Raw genomic sequence first — 21008 nt, 5'->3', positions numbered from 1 at the left:
TCCCGAAAAAAATTACCGGCAGAACCGAATTACACGGGTTCGTTACCCGCTGCCGGTACAGGCCCATCATGGGTTTACAAATCATTTATCTATTCAAACAAAAAATCATGACGCAATTACTAAATGCAAAAGAGCTCAAAGAAACGGCCTCAATAGTCGACCTCCTTGCCCGGCTTGGTTTTGAGCCTGTAAAAAAATACGGGAAGGAACATATGTATAGAAGTATGTTAAGGGATGGTGATTCTACCCCCTCATTTAGCGTAGACGACAAACTTGGTGCATGGTATGATCATGGCAATGGCAAAGGAGGCAATATCATTGACTTCGGAATAGCGTTCTGGCCAACATTAAATTTTAACGAGGTCGTAGAGAAAATTCAAAGGTCCTGCAATGTCCCTACCCCATCGCCTAAAATTCAACGGCCAAGGTTACCCGTAAAGGCGCGAAATTACATTATCGAACAACTCAAGCCTATCGGTACACATCCCGCCATCACAAATTATCTGCAAAGCAGGGCGATTTTCGATATGGCAAAAACAAAACTGAAAGAGGTTTATTATCATGTGAAAGACGAAAAGGGCTCAATCAAGCAATTTTTCGCCGCTGGATGGCAGAATGAAGCGGGAAGCTGGGAAGTCCGCAACAAATATTTCAAAGGATGCCTCGGTAATAAAGCGATCAGCTTTATTGCAGGTGACCAAAAAAGAGTTGCCGTTTTTGAAGGCTTCACCAACTATCTCAGCTGGCTCAAAGAAAACCCTGACAATGGCAATAGCGTCATCGTCATGAATACCTTGTCGCTACTGAATGACGGCATTAATAAAGCCCTGCAGTATTCACATATAGACCTTTATCTTGACCGGGACAATGCGGGGTTTTTAGCGACGAAGCAATTCATCGCGACATTGCCCTATGCCACTGATAAATCTATCTTGTATGAAAAATTCAACGACTATAATGATATGTTGGTGGCCGCAACCAAAAAGCCTGGAGACAAGGGAATAGTCAAAGAGCGAAGCAGATGACCTTCCTTGCCGGAACACCCGCGCATTCTGCAATTAGTCCCCTTTAGATATGCCGTCGCTTTATACCACCGGTGACGCCGGACGCGACTCCTGTAATAGCTCCAAATTCACAGTATCATACTGAAACGAAATCTTTGATTTCGTTAGGGCAAGATGTCTTTTTGTCGGACAAAATCCCCTCCGGGATTTTATCCATCCAAAAAGAATCTTGCCCTGCGGGGAGTTGTAAAAACTTCGCAACTCGTTTTTTTATGGTTGAATTCAGAAATTCCGGCGGACGGCCAAAAATGAAAGATGGCACCCGGGTTAAAAAGATCGACGTAAGGTTTACACAGGAAGAATACGATATCATAACCGGGCTCGAAAAAGAATTGGGCATAAGCAAAACCGAACTTATCCGCTTAAGGGTCTTAAACGACGCCGTTAAAATAGTAATTAATGCAAGCCAGTTGATTTGCGTACTCGACCGGATTGGTGCTGATATTGGACGGGCAGGTAATAATATCAACCAGCTCGCAAAGCATGCCAACACGCTAAAGCTCAAAGGTGCGCTTTCCCCTCAGGTCGCAGTTCAGTTTAATAACCTGCTGGAGGATTATATCGCTATCCAGGTTTCGCTGGAAAGCGCTATTCGGAAAATTATACAACAAATGGGAAAATAGCCCAATCAATTTTAGATACAATGTTACCGGCATTCCAAGCGCTACCGTTAGGTCGATAGGTTGGGATATTGCTATCGCGTTACAGCGATACGTTATATAGTTATCTACGGGTGCCGGTACACTGTTATGTTGCTACAAAGAAATTTTAGGCGCTTGTTCGGTTGCAAGGAAGTTACACAGATATCGTGTTACAACAGAACTCATGTCATATTGTAACAACCTCCGGCCGGTACTTTGAAACATCGCTGCTTAGATATAGGGTTATCCTTTTTCTAAGATATTGAGGCACGCCGCGCTAATGATATTCAGGCCTTTAGATACAGCGATCTATTCGCGCCGCTTTAAAATTCCGTCAATTTCAAAATTCATTCATGATCATATTCGAGCACATCCGTTGTCCGCTCAACCGCTATACTTTCCGGATCAAACCCGTAAGGACCTGGGTCGAAAAAAACTGTGAGGGTAACGTGCTGAACCTCTTTGCAGGGAAAACTAAACTCAGCGTCAACGAAACGCGAAATGACCTTAACCCCGATATGCCCGCAGATCATCACCTGGATGCACTGGATTTTTTGAAAGCCTGGCAAGGCCCAAAATTCAATACCATATTGCTTGATCCTCCGTACGCTTACCGTAAAAGCATGGAACTCTATAAGGGAATCATCTGCAGTCCGTTCCGGCAACTTAAAGACGCTGCTGTCAGCTGTCTTGAACCCGGAGGCATTGTTATTACATTCGGTTACCATTCGATCGTTATGGGCAAGGTGAGGGAATTCCAAGCCGAAAAGATAGCCTTGTTTAGCCATGGAGGCGCAATACATGATACCATAGCAACCATCGAACGTTACCTGCCGGCTTCGTCAACATTGGATTCGCATCAAAACCGCGAGCGATGATCGTTAAGATCTTAGCGCCGGCCGCCTCGTTTTCCGGCATCAGTTACAATACGCGCAAGGTTGACCGAAACAAAGGTGAGCTAATGAAAGTCGCCAATTTCGGCCCTTTACAGGCATTTGGTAACCTGAAGCCGCGCGATTACATCAATTACCTTTCGGCTTTATCAGCTTTAAATAACAACATAAAGCTACCGCAATTTCACGCGATCATATCCGCCAAAGGCAGAGCTTACAGTAAGGAATCGCTGACTGAGATCGCCGAAAACTGGTTGCGGGAAATGGGCTACGGCCGGCAACCCTACCTTATTGTGTTCCATAAAGACACCGCAAATAACCATGTACATATGGTAACGACAAGGGTGGACAGGGAAGGCAAAAAGATCAGTAGCGCATACGAAAATGTTAGGGCACAGAAAAACATAAAGCAGGTTCTGGGATATGATTTCGCGCTCCAATATAAGATCTCGACGAGGGCGCAATTCTTTATGATCCTGGAATCGAAAGGCTACCCCGGTATTGATCCGGACGAGAATGAAATAAAGGCAAAAATAAGCGCGTTCGTGCCTGACAAAATCCGGGCTAATGTTATTGCAGACCTCCTCCGGCAAAATAAAGACCACCCTGACTTGGCGTCAATAATGCGAAAACAGTTTTCAATTGAACTCCTGTTTCACGCTGCCGCAGGAAAAAAGCCTTATGGTTATTCTATCATCGATCATGATACAAAACAGGTTTTTAAAGGCAGTGAAGTATTATCTCTAAAAGAATTAAATAATAGCACTTTTCAATCAGGTTCGCCAGCTGGTAGTGAAGATCAGGGTTATTCTGAATTGGAAACCGCTATAAATATTCAGGCGATCAGCATCGCGGACGATGTAGACGACCAGCAAATTCATGGCATGCGCCGCAGGCGGCAACGAAAAGTCCGCACCAACACCAGATAAAATACCATACATGATTATAATAATAGGAAACCAAAAGGGAGGTGCGGGAAAAAGCACATTCGCGCTTGTACTTGCCAATTTTCTGAGCCAAACCAAGAATTGCGCGGTGACTGTAATAGATATGGATTACCAGCAATCTATTGCCCAAAAGTTTGAAAAAGCCAAAATACTGGAAAACGCGGAACCCTATGAGGTGGTGCCGGCCAACCTCGAAAGCTACCCCTATCTGCGGGAGCTGCTTTGTAAAAATGCAAAAGACATTATCCTCATCGATTTGCCGGGAAAACTTGATGACGACGGCCTGATCCCGGTATTCAATTCTGCCGATCTCGTCATTTGTCCCTTTTCCTATGATGAATTCACATTTCAATCGACAGTGCTTTTTACTGTGGTGATGAAACGGATTAATCCGGAGATCAATATGGTATTCGTTCCGAACCGCATAAAATCAAATGCACGCTACGAGATCATGCTGGAAGTTAACGAACAGCTTTCCAGGTTTGGAAAGATCACAGCAGTCCTGCCGGACCGCATAGACTTTCAACGGGTAACAACATTTTACACCCCGGTCAGCCTCCAAACGGTGACGACATCGGTGCTTGAACAAATCTACAATGACTACCTATATGGAAAAAATGAAATCACTGGCTGACCAGATCAGGGAACAGCTGCTCAAACCGGCTACAGCCGTAATAGCAAAACCCCAACCGGGAAAGCCGGAGAAAAAAGCCAGTCCCAAAGAATTGCCGCCCATCCTGTTTGCTTTAACTGCCTATGATACCAGTAACAATAAAAATATGGTGCATGCCAGGTTTGATGAAAAAACGGTTAGGACGATGAAACAATTCAAAATGGCGACCGGAATTGAGGTAACGCGACTGGTATCTTTTGCAGTCAAAAATCTCTTCGACACTTATCCTGAATTCAAAACAACCATTAAACAATTTATACAAAACAACGAATTATGAACTGGATCAAATTCGCGCTCTGGTTGAGCGCCATCTATTTTAGCTATTACGGGACATTAATACTTTGGGATATTCTCCGGGGTAAAAAGCAGCCCTACGATGAAAAGTCACACACGCTCTCATTCGAGGAAGATATCGAGCCTATCCGCGAAACTGCCGAAGAAGAAAACCGCAATTTTAATTCTTCTGTACTGTCCTCGGGCGGCGTAACACTAAAGCAATTGTTTAACCTCGCACGGGAGGAAGCGATCGAGTATACCCGCCCGGTAAGTTATTAAGATGAGGGCGCTGATTACTTTTGCCTGCTGCCTTTTGGCAGTCGGCGGAGCCGCTCAACCCGGTATCCCGGAAATGCAGCAAGCTCAAAGGCAACTAACCTCGGATTTTTTTTCCATGTCTGACTTATCCCTTGTCCTCGCGATCATACTTGGCCTCAACGGGGCTTCCAAAATTTATTATAACTGGCAAAACGGCAAACCGCAAATCGACTCAGATGTCGCCGCCTGGTTTTATGCCGCACTTTTTATGGTACTTGCCGGTGCATTCCTGAAAGCGCTGTTCGGAATCTGAACGCTTTCCTTTACAAAACAGTGCTCACCCGGGCGCTGATAAAAGATTCCCTCCATCAATTTCTCATGAATTGCCGGTATCATATTGACTGACCGGTTTCCCTTCGGGCTTATTTATCCCGGCGTCTTCGTGATCTGAACGCCGCATTGAAATACCATGGCCGCCTCCCGGATGCCACTAAAAGATCACCGCCTCTATTTCATTTCCCTTTTAATGTTTATCAAAACAAAACAATTGATGGCTTCAGCGATCCTGCTGGCCCTTTCTATCCCTGCCTTTGCCCAAAGTGGTGTTAACGGCCTGAACACCGCAACGTCAACCCTTAAAACTTATGTTGCACCTGTAACGAATATTACTTTGGTGATAGGCGGTATTGTCGGCATTGTCGGTGCCATCCGCGTCTATTCCAAATGGAATTCCGGTGACCAGGATATCAACAAGGAACTAATGGGATGGGGTGGCTCCTGCGTTTTTCTTGTCGTATCCGCGCTTGTAATCAAAGCCTTCTTCGGCTTATAACATGCCAAGGAAATACGCTGTTTATAAGGGGCTGCAGAAGCCCCTTATTTTTAAAGGCTTCAAAGGAAAGTTTATTTACTGGGGCCTGGGCTTCCTGCTTGCAGGCCTCGTTTTTGGCGCACTCACCATCGCGCTTATCAATATGTGGCTCGGGGCACTCGTCCTGACAAGCTGCATTGTCGGCGGACTGCTTTTTACAGCCGGCAAGCAGAAAGGCGGCCTGCATGCAAAAAACCGCAACACAGACATCAACATCATCAATCATTATGGCCGCAAAAACACTCTTTAACATACCATACACCGGCGTGGATACAAGCGGTGAATACGACCTGCTGATCGGGAAAAACGGGGAGTACTCTGTCATCATCGGCATCACCAATCCTGTCATCAGATATTCTGCTTATCCTGCCGGGTACGATGAATTTCATAACCTGCTGCTCAATATCGTAAAGGTTCTCGGGGACGGGTATATCCTGCAAAAGCTGGATGTAATAAGCCGCTCCGCATGGAAAGGGAAACAGGAAGAGGAATACTTAGAGCAGAAATACAACGCGCATTTTCAGGGACGCGAATGCCTCCGGGTTGAAACCTGGTTCACCATCACAAGGCAAACAAAAAAAGGGGCGTTTTTTGTTTATGACGCCAAAGCACTTCGTGACTTCAGGCAAGCAATCGGCAAAGTGATTGGTATACTTCCATCGCCCCATGTCCTGAAAGAAAGCAGTATCAACAGGCTTGTCATGCAGATGCTAAGTATGGACTTTCGCAGTACCCATATCAGCCTAAATAATCTTGCGCCTTCAGACACAGAAATAAGGATCGGCGACAAGAGCTTGCGCAACATCAGCCTCGTGAATATCGACAGCATCGACCTGCCACCCGAAGTCAGCACCCATATAGAGCTCAACGATAAAGAAAGTATAAAAGGGTTTCCGGTCGATTTCCTTTCCTTTTTATTCAAAGTGCCAAATGCCGATGTCATTATTTATAACCAGGTCATCGAGATCCCAAATCAATCTGTTACCCTGCGGAAACTGGAACAAAAAAAGAAAAGACATTCCGGAATACCAGATCCCGCGAATCAGCTTTGTGTTGAGGATATCGACCTGCTTTTGAACGATGTAGCCCGCGAAAATCAGTTATTGGTAAACTGCCACTTTAATATCCTTGTCGCTGCGCCGGAAATGGGAATTCAAAAAGCTGCCAACCATATTGAAAGTTCACTATTCCAACTCGGTATTATTCCAAGCAGGAACGCATACAATCAACTGGAACTGTTTCGAAGCGTTTTGCCCGGGAACGCGATAGAACTGAAACCATATGACTGGTTCTTGACAACCTGTGATGCGGCAGCCTGCTTCTTTTTTAAGGAATCGCTGCCTAAGGATGAACCCTCAGATTTCCTGATCAGGTTTACTGACCGCCAGGGGATTCCGGTAGGAATAGATCCTTCCGACCTCCCGATGAGGTCCGGAAGGATTAATAACAGGAACCGCTTTTGCCTCGGCCCCAGTGGATCAGGAAAATCCTTTTTTATGAATTCATTGATAGGCCAATACATGCTTTACAACATGGACGTGGTTATCGTGGACACCGGCCACTCCTATTCCGGGCTGTGTGCCTATTACAATGGGAAATACATTACTTATTCGGACAAATCTCCCATAACGATGAACCCCTTCAGGATTACGGAAGAGGAATACAATATCGAAAAAAAGGATTTTCTCTGTACGCTGATCGGTGTCGCCTGGAAAGGTGCTGAAGGTACATTTAGCCCGGTAGAACGGGACGTTGTTGCCAATGTTATATCTGCATATTACAGCCGCTTTTTTGCGGACGGCGGAGACCTCAGGTTCGACACTTTTTACGAATTTGCGCTGGATAAGATCCCTCAAATAAAAAGTGAGGAAAAAATCAGTTTCGATTTTGACGAGTTCCGTTATGTCCTGAAGAAGTTTTACAAGGGCGGGGAATTTGCGCCGATTCTCAATAAGGAAGCAGATAAATCGCTTTTTACCGAACGGTTTATCGTCTTTGAGATTGATTCCATCAAGGAGCATAAAATTCTTTTTCCCATCGTCACGCTCATCATCATGGATGTTTTCATCCAAAAGATGCGCTACCGTTCCGACCGCCGGAAAACGCTCGTTGTGGAAGAGGCATGGAAAGCGATAGCAAGCCCCCTGATGGCAGGCTATCTACTCTACCTGTACAAAACGGTACGTAAATTTTGGGGCGAAGCAATTGTTGTGACCCAGGAACTGGGAGACATTATCGGTAACGCGGTAGTAAAAGATAGCATCATTAATAACTCCGACACCATTTGCCTGCTCGACCAGACTAAGTTTCGTGATAATTACAACGAGATCGCGGCGCTGCTTTCTATCAATGAAACTGAGCGCAGGAAAATCTTCACTATCAATCAACTGGATAATTCGGAAGGGCGCGGCAGGTTTAAAGAAGTCTATATCAGGAGGGGCTCCGTCGGTGAAGTTTATGGCGTGGAAGTAGCACTGGAACAATACCTTACCTATACGACCGAAAAACCGGAAAAGTCTGCAGTGGAAAGTTATACCGGCAAGTATGGTTCCTACAGCGAAGGACTGGATGCGTTTATAACAGATCTTAAAAAAAGCGGTTTGTCATTGTCGCAGTTCATTACCAAAGTAAACCAAAACTAACCATGAAAACATTTTTATCGTTCATCCTCCTGCTTGGATTTAAACTTTCCGTGGCGCAGGAAATTGTAATTGACCCTGCCGTTTCTGGCGCAATCGCAGTCAACGCCGGGATTATCAACGGCCAGCTGAATACCACGAATGACCGTCTTAACCTAATACAAAAAGGGCAACTTGCTGTGAGCGGACAACTGGTCATCGTTAATAACCTGCAAAATAAAATCTACAACGGGCTGAGCCAGGTGGCCGCGGTAATCAATAACCTGACGACGGTAAAAGAAATTGCAGATTGCGGTTCGGACATCATAAAAGACGTAGAAGCATCTGTCAGGCTGGCAAAGTCAAACCCGGCGCTTTTACTGTTTGCAGAACAGGGAGCGCGGGACTTTCAGGCAAGGGCAATCACCCTCGCCGCCGAGGTTAGCGCCTTCGTACTTAAAGGAGGCAGTAACAATTTAATGGATTCCGGTGAACGCGGGAAATTGCTTAATCATATCGCACAGGAAATGCGAATCCTCCGCGGCATGGCGTACGGGATGAACCGTTCGATGTACTGGGCAAAAATGAACGGGATTTTCCATGAGCTGAACCCATGGGCGGAATGGCAAAATAACGACGTCCGAATTGCCAACTATGTACTTTCAAATGCTAAATATCTAAAACGATGAAAAAAATGATCCTGATGACCTGCTTGGCTTTTTATGGCCTGCCCGCAATTTGCCAGCAAAGCACGCTGGATATTCCCGGCATTCATCAATTAGTAAGTGAATCGCAAACAGAAAATAAGGCGCAGGTAAAAGCACGTAACCAGCAAGCCATCGTATCGGCAAACGAGCAGGCGAACCTGACGCAGCTTGCAAAACTGAAAGCAACCTACCGGGCCTTACAGCAACGGTACAACACCCTGGGTACAGCGATGAACGTGGCCGACGTTGGCATCTATGCTGCCCCAATGGTCAGCCGCATCATTGCAAACCAGGCACAAATTCTTAAGCTTGTGCTAAAAAATCCCGCACTCCTTGCTATTGGCTTTCAATCCGCTATACAGTTTGCAGATAAAGCGAAGAGCCTTTTAAGTTACGTCACCGGGCTAACCCTTGCGCTCGGCGATGTTAATCAGATGAAGGCGTCGGACAGAAAGCTACTCTTCGATTATGTGATCTCGGAACTTAGCAATGTACAGGACCTTTCCGGCAATATGCTTAATATAATGCAATATTCCAGACTGTCCGAACTGCTGAAAGCGGCAAACCCTTTTCAAAATTTTATTGACGCCGACAAAGCTATCGCCGGTGATATTATCCGTAATGCTAAATTCCTCAAAAAATGAAAAGGCTTCTATTTATTTCATCCCTTCTGCTATTTATTACACAGGTAAACGCGCAGCAAATCGTTATTGACTATCAGCACCTTGTTGCAGTAACCGAAAATGGCGCGGTTCGTAGTTCGGCGGAAGCCACACATGGACAATACCTCAGCAAGATCAATAATAATATTAACGACCTGAACACAAATGTGGCGTCAGTCGTACTGGCGCAAACCATCATCTATCAGGGCCTTTCCAATGTAAATTCCGCTTTAAAGGATGGGCTGGAAGTCAGGAATATGGCAGTCATCATTGCCGACATGACCGGCTATATCAATCAGGCCCTCGCTATGGCGAAAGCGGAACCCTATCTGCTGGCCTTCGCGAATGACATATCTTCGGAAATGCGTACAAGAGCCCTTGCACTCGTTAGGGACGTATCAGGATACATACTAAAGGAAGGCAATAACGTACTGGCCGATTATAATTCACGTGACCAGCTGCTGCGCAAAGTAACCCAGCAATTGCAGATCCTCGACGGTTTGGCTTATGGCGCATGGAAAGCGATGTATTGGGCAAAGGAACGAGGGGTCATCGCGTCCCTGACACCCTTTAAAGATTATATCAACCGGGACAGGGCAATCGTTTCTCAAATCATTCAAAATGCCGGATATCTCCGGAAGTAAACAAATTATTTATGAAAAAATACGTATTCCTACTCGCAATGGCATGCTGTTTTGTTTGCCACAGCTTTGCACAATCTGTTGTGCAGGACAAAAGCATCCGTTACCAACAGGAGCGAATGGTGTTTAAACAATGGGACCAAAAAAAGTTTACGCCGACATCCGGGTTTCTCGGCTTAAATCCATGGTACTGGCTTACCTGGGGGTTCTTTTACCCCAATTATCATAAAACTGACATCCGTCCGCTTAGCGCGAATGGCTCGCAAACGCAACGCCTGGCCATGGTAGCCGCCATGAACGGTACAGACAACAATTACAGGCTCCAGTCTGACACGGTCCGAAATACGGTATTATCTGAAATCGCCGGGCGGTCAGGACTGGTGGCAGGAGCCGATCCCCTATGGATGCTGTACTATAGCAACGAGTTCAAACCCGTTCTTCAAAACTCCATGTCTTCGATTCTTTCCGGGCTTTCACCGCATGTCAGCGGCCGCGTTGTTTCCGAAGGTTTATATAGTTGGTATAAGGCCGAGCTTGACCGGCTTAAAGAAAGAATTGAGGGAGCCCATTCCACTGACATGGAACGAGGTTCCAGAATAATGGCTTACTATCGCCTGCTCGCCGAATACAGGGCACTATCGGGAGTTTGGGCCATCAGGACCTCCTCCGCGCAGACGACAATCGACATGGAAGCACGGCAGCAAAAATTGAAACGACGGGGCGTCACGGTTGACGACTGGACACCACAAACGGATGTCGAAATCGCTAAAAAAGTACTCCTACACGTACAATGATGATGAAATTTATCCTTATCCTGCTGTTGTCATCAGGGATGACAACAGCATTCGCCCAGCCCGTTGGCAATATCAGCAACAATAAAACGCTCGAATACCTTCAGGGTGATGGCGTATACGAAACCGGCGTAATGGTATTTTTGAAAGGCCTGAAAGAATCGGTATGGACACATTTCGATCTTTTTATAACTGATGCCAAAGCGCTCGCGGCTATCTTTATGATCATTTTCTTTGCCATCAAGTCCTATGAAATGATGGTAGGTGATAAAAAGCTGGAAATCATGCCACTCCTTCGGCCCTTCGGTTTGGCGATGGTAATCCTTTGGTGGGGCCCTTTTGTAAAGATGATAGCTTTTCCGACTGATCTTGTGACGAACCAAACCGAACAAATGTTTGACAGCGAGCAAACGACCGTCAATAATTTGCGGCTCAACAGGGCCGACCTGATGCTTTCCGTCGCCAATTCGCTCCATACATTTCAGGCACAGGCAGAAGTGGCCGAAAAGGAAAGTGACACCTGGTACGGGCAGGCCTGGGACTCAGTAACGAGTACGGTCAAACAGGGTATCAGCACCGTAATATCACCATTGCTTGAACTAAAAAACAGGCTTACCATCGGTATGCAGTTATTGTTTACACAGCTATTGGAATTACTCGGCATATGGATATTGCGCATGGCCGTATATATCATTTTTATGCTGCAGATTATTTATTCAAGCATTCTTATTATTCTCGGGCCCTTCGCTGTCGCTGTCAGTATCCTGCCCGCTTTCCGCGATAGCTTCAGCACCTGGATCGCACGCTTCGTATCCGTTAACCTTTACTCCGGAATTGCCTACCTAATCATGTACCTCGTCGGCCTGATGCAGGAATACGCGCTGACATCAGAAATTAGTAAATACCAGGAACTTGTCGGAAAGGACGGACTTAGCGCTAATATGGAAAAAATGGCCTGGTTTGCCGGAAACGGGATCTTATCCTTTGGAACGGTTATCATCGTTTTCCTGATCGGCGCGATCTGCATGTTTACCGTGCCGAGCATTTCGACATGGATCATTTCGACCTCGGGTATCAGTTCCGCCACCTCAACCTTCGGACGCAGCGCCGGCACAGTGGTCGGGGTAGCAAGGAAAGCATCCGGAAGTTTCTTTTAGGCTTTCGGTCTACCTGTAAATGCAAGTTTGCGTCTGTTAATAATCCTATCCATTCATTTCAAAGGCGGCCAATAGTGCCGCCTTTTTTATTAAAAATCATGATCATCAAAAATATTGAAGCTAAGATCCGTCTTGCTGTTTTTATATCCGCCGGAAGCTTGCTGACGGCCGTCGTCATCGTCTGCATCAACTGCTTCTATGCTTACAAAATGGTTTCCAACGCGCAGAAGAGTATCTATATTCTGGATAACAGCGTGCCCATACTTGCCCGGCAGACTGATATGCAGCTCAACAGGCCCGCAGAATATCGCGCACACGTCGACTTGTTTCATTCCATATTCTTTTCCCTGACACCGGACGATCATTATATGGAATACCAGATGAAAAAAGCGATGTACCTCATCGATGAATCCGGCATGCAGCAATACAATGACCTTAAGGAAAAAGGTTTCTTTAACTCGATCCTTTCTTCAAGCTCCGTACTTACGCTCGAAACTGATTCGGTTACCATTGATCTGCCCAAACATTACTTCCGCTTTTATGGCAAGCTTAAAATAGATCGCCGGAGCTCAACGGTCGTGCGATCGCTAATCACCGAGGGTTACCTTAAAGATATCCCTCGCAGCGATAATAATCCCCACGGTGTATTGATCACCGGCTGGAAAACCCTGGAAAATAAAGACCTCGAAGATGTGGAGAAAAATACATTCTAACCGCGATCCAAGGGATACGCTGTATAGTGAACTCAGAAAAGAATTTAAGCCATGGTTTACAGGGGCAAAAACACTTTTCGCTAAAGTTTTATCAGTCTATCCAAGATTCAGTTTTTCCCTGATGATCCTTTGCTTAACGCTCTCCGGTATTCTTTCTTTTACCATTTTCCGGAACCGGGATAAAGCGATAATTGCTACCACCTCAAACAAACCCAATGTTATGCAGGAGGGATTCAGCACCATCATAAGGGCTACCGGTCAATTGCGGGAGACGATAGCATTAAAAGCGGTCATCGACAGCTTGACGGCGAAAAAAGGACTGACTGGTTCCGACAGCCTATTACTGGATAGTACGCTCAGCCGCCTGCAAAAAATCAATCCACCTTTAAAATAACTTTTATGAAAATCAATTTTAAACAGCCCAAGTATGTGCTGCCAGCTATTGCTTTGCCCTTTTTGTGCCTCTTTTTTTATGTATGGCAAAGCACGTTTAACAAGCCAAAACCAGAAGTAATACAGGAGGCCGGCCTTAATAGTGCAGTAGGCAACGTTTCTTCCGACGTACGCAAAAAAGAATTGTCCGATAAGCTCGACGCATACCGCAACACCTATAAAGAAGCAGACGGCTACTCTGCCGTTAACGTCATCCCAAAAGAAGTTTCCAGCAACGCCACTTTTAAAGACAGCTATTCCGGGAGTGAAAAGAAGACGCTGGATTCCATTGACATGGCCATGAAAGCGAAGTTTAATGCACACCAAGCCAATGGCCGTGACCGCGAAATCGCCGGCGTGCTGAATGCGATGCCGAAAAACAGATACAACGCTTATCCGGTTGGGGCACATATTACCAATCCTGTTTCAGTCGGCGCTGAACATAAGGAAAAAGATCCGATGGATGTCTTTAAAGAGCAAATGGCCTATATGGACAGCATTAGCAAGATGAATGACCCTGCCTATAAAGCCGAAAAACAAAAGCAGCAGGAAGCAGCAAAGGCAGCAGCCCAAAAAGCGGGGCAAATAAAACTTAAGGTAACAAAAGCAGACATTGCTTCATCAGCATTTAACACCGTGAAGCCGGCAGGGGAAAGCCGTTTTATCTCTGCCGTAATTGACGAAAGTATAACTGGTTACGCCGGCTCCCGGCTTCGCCTGAAACTTCTGGAAGACATCAAAGCAGGTGGAAACCTCATCGCCAAAGGAACCTATATATATGCGCAGATCAGCGGATTTTCGGAGCAGCGCGTTACCCTGTCCGTTACAACAATCCTTTCAGAAGGGAAAATACTTCCCGTGAAACTTGAACTATACGATCTCGATGGCATGCCGGGATTATACGTGCCCTCTTCTGCATTCCGGGAATTTACCAAAGACCTTGGCAGCAGCACTGTACAAGGCGTAACAATTGACGGCAACTCCGGCGGCAGCCAGTTTATCATGAGCTCTGTGGACAAACTATTCCAGTCAACCTCTTCAGCAATTGCCAGCCTTATTCGAAAAAACAAGGCTAAGATGAAATATAACTCTTATATCTATCTGATCGATACCGACGATCTGCAAAACACCCAACGCGCATACTGATCAATTGAGGCATTCGCCTTATAAATCCTTTCCACTTCTTAAAAATAAATAACATGAAAAAGCTTCTTTTCTGCCTGGCAGTTCTATTGTCCAATGCGTTGTACGCACAGCGTAAGGTTACCGAGGTAACACTTCCTGCAAACCTGACCATTCATTTTGTCTCCCCTGAACCTATTCAGTATGTAGACATCTCCTCCAAACAAATTTCCGGTGACCTGCCCTTAAAAAACGTGCTCAGGTTGCGCCTGAATGACTCTGTTACCAGTTTTACCGATGCCCTGATAACTGTTGCCGGTGAAAAGTTTATCGCCCAATACCATGTTGTCCGGGGCAACGCAGACGCGCTCACGGAAATTAATATTCTGCCTGAAGATATGCAGCCATTGGATATCGCCGGCATCGGGTTCTCGCAAAACCAACTTAAAAGCATGGCACTGAGAGTGATCGCGGAACGACCTGCAAAACAAATGGAAAAGGTAAAAGCTTTCGGCCTCACCGGAAAATTAAACCATATTTATACAGCCGGAGACTACATTTTCCTGGATATCAGCTACCGCAACAAAACAAACCTCGGGTACGATATTGAAGATTTCCGTTTCCGGATCGATGATAAAAAAGTCAATAAGGCCTCGAACGTACAATCTTTTGAACTGAAACCTGAGTTCGTGCTATTTGCCACCCCGGCCTTTGAAAAAAGCTACCGCAACATTTTCGTCTTCAAAAAAATAAGCTTTCCCGGTAATAAAGTACTACTGGCAGAACTTAGCGAAAAACAGATCTCCGGCCGCGTCCTGACCCTAAAAATTTCATATCAGGACATCCTCAACGCCGACACCATCCCAAACTGATTTCTTATGACGAACCTGATAGCCTACGATTATTTAAGGCTGATCCTGGAGGAGGAATTTCTCACAGCCTACCTGCGCTTTATCAACCACGGGATACTGCATTATGAATTAACAAATATCCAGGAAATCTGCGCGCCCTTATTAACCGGGCTGGAAGAGGATGACAGATTTCTCAGGTACGAAGTTATCGGGACGATCGCAAATTATTTAGAGGAGGAATAAGATGGCATTCAACAGCAGCAATAAACTGGCTGATAATATGTCGGCCATCGAAATAGCCCTGAATTATATCGGTCAGGAACTGTCACCGGAAGAAATTAAGAAGCTGGAAAGCTATTCCGGATTTGGCGGGATAAAAGCAGTGATGTTTCCTCCGGGAACAGCCGCGGACTGGCAGCAGTACGATATTTCTCAAACCGACCTGAAGATGCATGCCGAAGTAATGGCTTTGCATAAAATACTCCGTGATAAACTGTCCGACGCCGATTATAAACGTACTTTCGCCTCTATTGTAAACAGCGTTTCGACCGCATTCTACACCCCTGATTTTATCCCGGATGCAATATTTTCGGCTCTTAAAAACAGCGGCATCCACCCAAAGAGGATTTACGAGCCAAGCGCCGGTGCAGGAGTATTTGTAACCGAAGCGTTACGCGCTTTTCCCGGATTGGAAGCAATCAATGCCGTCGAAAAGGATTTACTGACCGGCAGGATCCTCTCAGTCCTCGCACAGGCAACCAGCTCCAAAATTTCTGTGCAGGTTAAAGGCCTGGAAGAAACCACGCCAAGTGAAAAAGGAATGTCTGACCTGGTCATCAGTAATATCCCCTTCGGCAATTTTTCGGTCCATGATCCTGCCTTTAACAACAGCGGCATATCCTCGCGCATTCATAATTACTTTTTTGCTAAAGGCCTGGATAAACTCGCTGACGGTGGGATTCTTGCTTACATCGTAACAGATGGTTTCTTAAATAGCCCATCCAACGATGCTGCACGAAAATACCTGCTGACTTCCGCGGACCTGATCAGCGTATCCGTTTTGCCCGCCAACCTGATGAAAGAGAATGCGAATGTTGAAGTCGGCACCCATCTTCTGATCGTGCAGAAAAATGATACCAAAGAATCACTTAGCGAAGCGGAAAAACTACTTATCGGTACGGTCATGCAAACAGGTGAAAAGGGCGCGTACCATTTGAATGCTTACCTCGCTGCACATCCCGGGTTGATGCTTGGGGATGAGGTGATCGAAGACACTAATAATTACGGCCAGGCGAATATCGTGGTTTGGCAAAACGGAAATATCCGCGACATTTTGCCGGAACTTAAATTACAGATCGGTACAGGTATGGCGGAATGTTTCGATTATGCGAAATGGCAAGCAATACATTTTTTGTCGCAACATTCAACGGAACGAAAGTTCACTTTTCTGCCCGTACCCGAGGTTAGCGATGGTAACGCGATCGGCCAGCTTGGCCTGTTTGATGCTGTTCCCGTCGAAAACAACAATAAGGCACAATCTTATCTTGACGACGCGGACAGGTTTATGGTAGAAGGGGCAACGGCGAGGCAAATCAGTACCATCCGTACTACCGCCCGCCCCGCCCATGACAGCGTTGTTTTGCTAACAGCAAGGTCCAAAGCGAACGCCAGGTATTTGTATAAATTGTTCAGCAATGTCGCCGAACTTTCCGTGCCGGCGAAATGGTTAAGCGGCATGGGCCTGGGCAATGAGCTTGATATTCTTTCTGCCAAACTGAAAAATTTCGCATACGACTTCCGGTACGATGGAGACAGCAGCCTGGAACAATCCTTTAAATTGTTTCCCGACAGGCCCAAAGCGTTTACCGGCCTTGAACCATTTTATGAAAAAGGAACTTTAGTGCTTTTAGAAGGCAAGGCAGGCTTAATTGGTGAACCCCATGAGGGAGCAGCGTCATTTACCGCTCTGGAAGTCCAGGCTGACCTTAATTTTTACCTGGCGTATATCCCGCTGCGGAACTCCTATTTACACCTTTATGCGTCCGAAGCAGAACATCATCTTGCATTCCCGGAATTGCGAAAGGCGCTGAACGGCTATTACAGTGCCTTTACTGAAAAGTATGGCGAACTGAACAAACAGGTAAACCGGCTTAAGATCCTTAGCGACGCCGCGTTTGGCTTCAAAATACTCGCCTCGCTGGAATTGAAAGAAAATGAAAAGTTTGTTACTTCAGACATTTTCCGCGGGCCGGTATTCCCCAAAGACCATCTCTACAGTACCAGCGACCCTGCTGATGCACTTGCCCGCTGCCTGAATGATATCGGCCGTGTCGATATCAACCGCATAGGAGAAATGACCGGTCTTGCAGAAGACGACTTAATCTTTCGCCTGGAAAAGCAAATCCTGCTCAATCCTGAAAATGAAACCTGGGAAACAACCGACAGCTATCTTTCCGGCAACGTAGTCGCCAAATTAAAGGAAGCGGAAAAATGTGCAGGGGCTGATCCGGAAAACTTTCAGGTACTGCGAAGCCTCACCGCCATCCGCAATGTTCAGCCGCAACTAATCCCGTTTGAGCTACTGGATTTTAACCTTGGTGAGCGCTGGCTGCCGCTCAAATACTACGAGGCATTCGCAACCGAGTTATTTAAGGTCAACACGGAGGTCAATTATTTCCCGTCAGTCGACATGTTCAAGGTTAGTTACGGCAGCGGGAATACGACTACAAATGAAGAGTATGCAGTTGTTCCCAAGCAAAGCGACCGCATCACCGGGCGTACCCTTCTGGAGCACGCCCTGGAAAATACGACGCCTCAAATCACCTATCCCATGGAAGTGGATGGCAAGCTTAGGCGTATGCCCGACACGGAAGCCATCCAAACCGCGCACCGGAAGATCGAAGCGATCCGCGACAGGTACAACGACTGGTTGAAAGAACTGCCGGCGGCCGATAAACAGCTGATCGAAAAACTCTATAACGAGACATTCAACTGCTACGTGCTGCGGGAATATGACGGCAGCCATCTGCGCTTCCCCGGCCTCGACCTTAAAGCGCTCGATATCCCTGACCTGTATAGTTCACAAAAGGATGCGGCATGGCGCATTATCCAAAACCGGGGCGCGTTGGTGGATCATGAAGTCGGCCTTGGTAAAACATTGACCATGGTGGTCGCCGCAATGGAAATGAAGCGCCTATCGTTGATCCATAAACCAATGATCCTCGCCCTAAAAGCTAATGTAAGCGCAATCAGGGATACGTTTAAACTGGCCTACCCCAACGCGAGGATATTGGCCCCCGGCGAAAATGATTACCTCCCGGCACGCAGGCAGCGCCTGTTCCACGAGATCAAAAACAACAACTGGGATTGTGTGATCTTAACGCATGACCAGTTCGGCATGATCCCGCAGTCACCGGAGATCCAGCGGGAAATATTTCAGATGGAACTGGATAACGTGAGCCGCGATCTCGCCACACTTTCCACCCTTGGCACAGCCATTAACAAGGCGATGCTAAAGGGGCTGGAAATCAGGAAGAACAACCTGCAGGTTCATTTGAGTGCCGTATTATATGCGATCGATACACGGAAAGATACCGGAATCAATTTTCAGGAAATGGGGGTCGATCATTTGTTTATAGATGAATCCCACAAATTCAAAAACCTGACTTTTACAACACGTCATAACCGTGTCGCTGGCCTCGGCAATATTCAGGGAAGCCAAAAATCACTCAATATGCTGTTCGCCATTAGGTCGTTACAGGAAAAGTTTAACGCTGACCTTTGCGTAACTTTTCTGTCCGGTACGCCGGTATCAAACAGCTTGACAGAGATGTACCTGATCTTCAAATACCTGCGGCCTAACGAGATGGAAAGGCAACAGATCAGCAACTTCGACGCCTGGGCGGCCGTCTACGCGCGCAAAACCGTTGACTTTGAATTCAGTGTAACGAACGAAATCAGGGCTAAAGAAAGATTCCGCTACTTTATAAAAGTGCCGGAGTTAGCGCGCTTTTACAACGAGATTACCGACTACAAAACAGCGAAACATATCAATCTTGACAAACCCGCTATTGATGAAGTGCTGGTCAATATACCGCCAACCCCGGCCCAGGCGAACTTTACGCGCCGCCTTATGAAGTTTGCCAAAACCGGGGATGCCACATTAATCGGTAGGGAACCCCTGACCGGAAATGAAGATCTCGGACGTATGCTGATAGCAACCAACTATGCCAAAAAAATGGCCGTTGACATGCGGCTGGTAAGCGCGGAACGTTATGGCGACCACCCCGGTAATAAAGTAAATACCTGTGCACGCAATGTAGCCCGGGAATACCGGGATAGTACTGAACACAAGGGCACGCAGATCATTTTTAGCGATATCGGCACACCAAAGCCCGACAGCTTCAATATCTATGATGCGCTAAAAGACAAACTGGTCAGTGACTTTGACATTCCTGCCGAAGAAATAACATTTATACATAACTGGACCGACAGGCAAAAGCCCGAGCTATTCAGAAAAATGAATGCAGGTGAGATCAGGATTTTAATTGGCAGCACAGAGAAAGCAGGCACGGGATTGAATGTACAGCAGCGCGTTATCGCCATGCATCATATGGATATTCCATGGAAACCTTCTGAGCTTGAGCAGCGTGACGGCCGTGGTGCAAGACAGGGTAACTGGCTCGCGAAAATGTTTTCGGGCAACAAAGTCAGGAACTATATCTACGCCGTCGAGCAATCACTGGACAACTACAAATTTGGCCTGCTGAAAAATAAACAGACGTTTATCAGCCAGATGAAAAACTCGGAACTGAGCCTCCGGGTTATCGATGAAGGGGCGATGGACGAACAAAGCGGCATGAACTTCTCGGAATACATCGCTATCCTATCCGGTGATACGTCCCTGCTGGAAAAAACTAAGATTGAAAAGAAGGTCGCCGAGTTGGAAAGCTTCAAGTCTTCTCACTTTAAAGAAGTTGCCAGAAGCAGGTACCTGCTCGAAGACACCGGAAAAAAGCGGGACCAGACAGCAGTAATGCTTGGCAAACTGGAAAAAGATGAAGCGTCATACCTGAAGGTGTTAAAAACAGATGCCAAAGGTCAAAAACTTAATCCTTTAGTAGTGCCTGACATCCACGAAAAAGATCAGGCAGCTGTAGGCAAATGGTTTATCGGCATGTATAAGGAATGGAGGCCGGCATTTTCTGAGCATTCCGAATATAAGCTTGGCGAACTTTATGGCTTTCAGCTGATGCTCAACCGCCAGTCAGCCTGGGTTCAGACCGAACAGGGAAGTAAGTTCGAAATGGTGTCCAGCCTTTACGCGGAAAGTCCTGGAACCGGTATAAAATATACGCGCAACAATGGCATCCCTAATACAGATAACCCGAAAAGCGCCGCGAAATATTTTCTTAACGCCATAGACAACGTAAGCTCATTGGTATTGAAATACCGCGAAAAACTCGAAGCCCTGGAAAAGGAGATTCCGGTAATAACAGAACTTACAAAAAGGCCTTTTGAGCAGGAATCCAAATTGGTCGCGCTCAAAGCTACACTTGCGGAACTGGAAACAAAGATCGCTCAAAGCATTGCGGAAAAACAGCGGGAAGCCGATATTATCGATTTGTGCCCGGATGGCAATGATGAGGCGCAAGACCTTAACTACGGCGGCGTCAAACGCTGATCTATTCT

General features: G+C 46.3%; 22 protein-coding genes. All 22 read left to right on the top strand.

All coding sequences use genetic code 11. From position 1 onward, the window contains the following. The first annotated feature begins 107 nt into the window (after positions 1–107). Positions 108–1025, top strand: coding sequence for a toprim domain-containing protein (locus tag IDJ75_RS11310; RefSeq protein WP_191175728.1), 918 nt, complete (start codon positions 108–110; stop codon positions 1023–1025). A 251-nt stretch (positions 1026–1276) separates the two neighbouring features. After that, positions 1277–1687 (top strand): plasmid mobilization protein, encoded by a 411-nt coding sequence (locus IDJ75_RS11305; protein WP_191175727.1) that lies wholly within the window; start codon positions 1277–1279, stop codon positions 1685–1687. Positions 1688–2154: 467 nt separating this feature from the next. Continuing rightward, a complete protein-coding gene (locus tag IDJ75_RS11300) occupies positions 2155–2583 on the top strand; it encodes an RsmD family RNA methyltransferase (protein WP_317173763.1) in 429 nt (142 codons plus the stop codon). Beyond that, the gene (locus IDJ75_RS11295; RefSeq protein WP_191175725.1) at positions 2580–3527 is read left to right on the top strand and encodes a relaxase/mobilization nuclease domain-containing protein; all 948 of its coding nucleotides are present in this window, start codon (positions 2580–2582) and stop codon (positions 3525–3527) included. Before IDJ75_RS11300 ends, IDJ75_RS11295 begins: the two co-directional genes overlap by 4 nt. A gap of 10 nt (positions 3528–3537) precedes the next feature. Beyond that, complete coding sequence (locus IDJ75_RS11290) at positions 3538–4179, top strand: ParA family protein (RefSeq protein WP_191175724.1); 642 nt, start codon at positions 3538–3540, stop codon at positions 4177–4179. Further along, positions 4163–4495 (top strand): hypothetical protein, encoded by a 333-nt coding sequence (locus IDJ75_RS11285; RefSeq protein ID WP_191175723.1) that lies wholly within the window; start codon positions 4163–4165, stop codon positions 4493–4495. Before IDJ75_RS11290 ends, IDJ75_RS11285 begins: the two co-directional genes overlap by 17 nt. After that, the gene (locus tag IDJ75_RS11280; protein WP_191175722.1) at positions 4492–4773 is read left to right on the top strand and encodes a hypothetical protein; all 282 of its coding nucleotides are present in this window, start codon (positions 4492–4494) and stop codon (positions 4771–4773) included. Before IDJ75_RS11285 ends, IDJ75_RS11280 begins: the two co-directional genes overlap by 4 nt. Position 4774: 1 nt before the next feature. Further along, complete coding sequence (locus IDJ75_RS11275; RefSeq protein WP_191175721.1) at positions 4775–5065, top strand: DUF4134 family protein; 291 nt, start codon at positions 4775–4777, stop codon at positions 5063–5065. Positions 5066–5221: 156 nt separating this feature from the next. Next, a complete protein-coding gene (locus IDJ75_RS11270) occupies positions 5222–5584 on the top strand; it encodes a DUF4134 domain-containing protein (RefSeq protein ID WP_449560058.1) in 363 nt (120 codons plus the stop codon). A gap of 1 nt (position 5585) precedes the next feature. Beyond that, complete coding sequence (locus IDJ75_RS11265; protein ID WP_191175720.1) at positions 5586–5873, top strand: plasmid transfer protein; 288 nt, start codon at positions 5586–5588, stop codon at positions 5871–5873. After that, a complete protein-coding gene (locus tag IDJ75_RS11260; protein ID WP_191175719.1) occupies positions 5851–8265 on the top strand; it encodes a TraG family conjugative transposon ATPase in 2415 nt (804 codons plus the stop codon). Before IDJ75_RS11265 ends, IDJ75_RS11260 begins: the two co-directional genes overlap by 23 nt. Positions 8266–8267: 2 nt before the next feature. Next, positions 8268–8930: a hypothetical protein gene (locus IDJ75_RS11255; RefSeq protein ID WP_191175718.1), complete on the top strand. Its 663-nt coding sequence runs from the start codon at positions 8268–8270 to the stop codon at positions 8928–8930. Continuing rightward, positions 8927–9592, top strand: coding sequence for a hypothetical protein (locus tag IDJ75_RS11250; protein ID WP_191175717.1), 666 nt, complete (start codon positions 8927–8929; stop codon positions 9590–9592). The genes IDJ75_RS11255 and IDJ75_RS11250 overlap by 4 nt, the downstream gene beginning before the upstream one ends. Then, a complete protein-coding gene (locus IDJ75_RS11245) occupies positions 9589–10254 on the top strand; it encodes a hypothetical protein (RefSeq protein ID WP_191175716.1) in 666 nt (221 codons plus the stop codon). Before IDJ75_RS11250 ends, IDJ75_RS11245 begins: the two co-directional genes overlap by 4 nt. A gap of 11 nt (positions 10255–10265) precedes the next feature. Then, complete coding sequence (locus IDJ75_RS11240) at positions 10266–11045, top strand: hypothetical protein (RefSeq protein WP_224746566.1); 780 nt, start codon at positions 10266–10268, stop codon at positions 11043–11045. Then, positions 11042–12199 carry a plasmid transfer protein gene (locus IDJ75_RS11235; RefSeq protein WP_317173762.1) on the top strand — a complete coding sequence of 386 codons (1158 nt, stop codon included), beginning with the start codon at positions 11042–11044 and terminating at the stop codon, positions 12197–12199. Before IDJ75_RS11240 ends, IDJ75_RS11235 begins: the two co-directional genes overlap by 4 nt. Before the next feature lie 98 nt (positions 12200–12297). Further along, complete coding sequence (gene traK, locus IDJ75_RS11230; protein WP_191175715.1) at positions 12298–12912, top strand: conjugative transposon protein TraK; 615 nt, start codon at positions 12298–12300, stop codon at positions 12910–12912. Then, positions 12890–13306: a hypothetical protein gene (locus tag IDJ75_RS11225; protein ID WP_191175714.1), complete on the top strand. Its 417-nt coding sequence runs from the start codon at positions 12890–12892 to the stop codon at positions 13304–13306. Before traK ends, IDJ75_RS11225 begins: the two co-directional genes overlap by 23 nt. A 5-nt stretch (positions 13307–13311) precedes the next feature. Further along, the gene (locus IDJ75_RS11220) at positions 13312–14490 is read left to right on the top strand and encodes a conjugative transposon protein TraM (RefSeq protein WP_191175713.1); all 1179 of its coding nucleotides are present in this window, start codon (positions 13312–13314) and stop codon (positions 14488–14490) included. Positions 14491–14543: 53 nt separating this feature from the next. Then, positions 14544–15338: a DUF4138 domain-containing protein gene (locus IDJ75_RS11215; RefSeq protein ID WP_191175712.1), complete on the top strand. Its 795-nt coding sequence runs from the start codon at positions 14544–14546 to the stop codon at positions 15336–15338. A gap of 6 nt (positions 15339–15344) precedes the next feature. After that, positions 15345–15560 carry a hypothetical protein gene (locus tag IDJ75_RS11210; protein WP_191175711.1) on the top strand — a complete coding sequence of 72 codons (216 nt, stop codon included), beginning with the start codon at positions 15345–15347 and terminating at the stop codon, positions 15558–15560. A gap of 1 nt (position 15561) precedes the next feature. Continuing rightward, positions 15562–21000: a helicase-related protein gene (locus tag IDJ75_RS11205; protein WP_191175710.1), complete on the top strand. Its 5439-nt coding sequence runs from the start codon at positions 15562–15564 to the stop codon at positions 20998–21000. Positions 21001–21008: the final 8 nt, after the last annotated feature.

Source organism: Mucilaginibacter rigui (assembly GCF_014773275.1).
Classification (GTDB): Bacteria; Bacteroidota; Bacteroidia; order Sphingobacteriales; family Sphingobacteriaceae; genus Mucilaginibacter; species Mucilaginibacter rigui_A.
This window is presented reverse-complemented; position numbering and strand designations above follow the sequence as displayed.

Coding starts and splice junctions, on each gene's coding strand:
- IDJ75_RS11215 (WP_191175712.1), top strand. CDS start 14,544: ATGAAAAAGCTTCTTTTCTGCCTGGCAGTTCTATTGTCCAATGCGTTG.
- traK (WP_191175715.1), top strand. CDS start 12,298: ATGATCATCAAAAATATTGAAGCTAAGATCCGTCTTGCTGTTTTTATA.
- IDJ75_RS11210 (WP_191175711.1), top strand. CDS start 15,345: ATGACGAACCTGATAGCCTACGATTATTTAAGGCTGATCCTGGAGGAG.
- IDJ75_RS11280 (WP_191175722.1), top strand. CDS start 4,492: ATGAACTGGATCAAATTCGCGCTCTGGTTGAGCGCCATCTATTTTAGC.
- IDJ75_RS11220 (WP_191175713.1), top strand. CDS start 13,312: ATGAAAATCAATTTTAAACAGCCCAAGTATGTGCTGCCAGCTATTGCT.
- IDJ75_RS11285 (WP_191175723.1), top strand. CDS start 4,163: ATGAAATCACTGGCTGACCAGATCAGGGAACAGCTGCTCAAACCGGCT.
- IDJ75_RS11240 (WP_224746566.1), top strand. CDS start 10,266: ATGAAAAAATACGTATTCCTACTCGCAATGGCATGCTGTTTTGTTTGC.
- IDJ75_RS11275 (WP_191175721.1), top strand. CDS start 4,775: ATGAGGGCGCTGATTACTTTTGCCTGCTGCCTTTTGGCAGTCGGCGGA.
- IDJ75_RS11235 (WP_317173762.1), top strand. CDS start 11,042: ATGATGATGAAATTTATCCTTATCCTGCTGTTGTCATCAGGGATGACA.
- IDJ75_RS11290 (WP_191175724.1), top strand. CDS start 3,538: ATGATTATAATAATAGGAAACCAAAAGGGAGGTGCGGGAAAAAGCACA.
- IDJ75_RS11205 (WP_191175710.1), top strand. CDS start 15,562: ATGGCATTCAACAGCAGCAATAAACTGGCTGATAATATGTCGGCCATC.
- IDJ75_RS11265 (WP_191175720.1), top strand. CDS start 5,586: ATGCCAAGGAAATACGCTGTTTATAAGGGGCTGCAGAAGCCCCTTATT.
- IDJ75_RS11295 (WP_191175725.1), top strand. CDS start 2,580: ATGATCGTTAAGATCTTAGCGCCGGCCGCCTCGTTTTCCGGCATCAGT.
- IDJ75_RS11260 (WP_191175719.1), top strand. CDS start 5,851: ATGGCCGCAAAAACACTCTTTAACATACCATACACCGGCGTGGATACA.
- IDJ75_RS11310 (WP_191175728.1), top strand. CDS start 108: ATGACGCAATTACTAAATGCAAAAGAGCTCAAAGAAACGGCCTCAATA.
- IDJ75_RS11225 (WP_191175714.1), top strand. CDS start 12,890: ATGTGGAGAAAAATACATTCTAACCGCGATCCAAGGGATACGCTGTAT.
- IDJ75_RS11250 (WP_191175717.1), top strand. CDS start 8,927: ATGAAAAAAATGATCCTGATGACCTGCTTGGCTTTTTATGGCCTGCCC.
- IDJ75_RS11245 (WP_191175716.1), top strand. CDS start 9,589: ATGAAAAGGCTTCTATTTATTTCATCCCTTCTGCTATTTATTACACAG.
- IDJ75_RS11255 (WP_191175718.1), top strand. CDS start 8,268: ATGAAAACATTTTTATCGTTCATCCTCCTGCTTGGATTTAAACTTTCC.
- IDJ75_RS11270 (WP_449560058.1), top strand. CDS start 5,222: ATGGCCGCCTCCCGGATGCCACTAAAAGATCACCGCCTCTATTTCATT.
- IDJ75_RS11305 (WP_191175727.1), top strand. CDS start 1,277: ATGGTTGAATTCAGAAATTCCGGCGGACGGCCAAAAATGAAAGATGGC.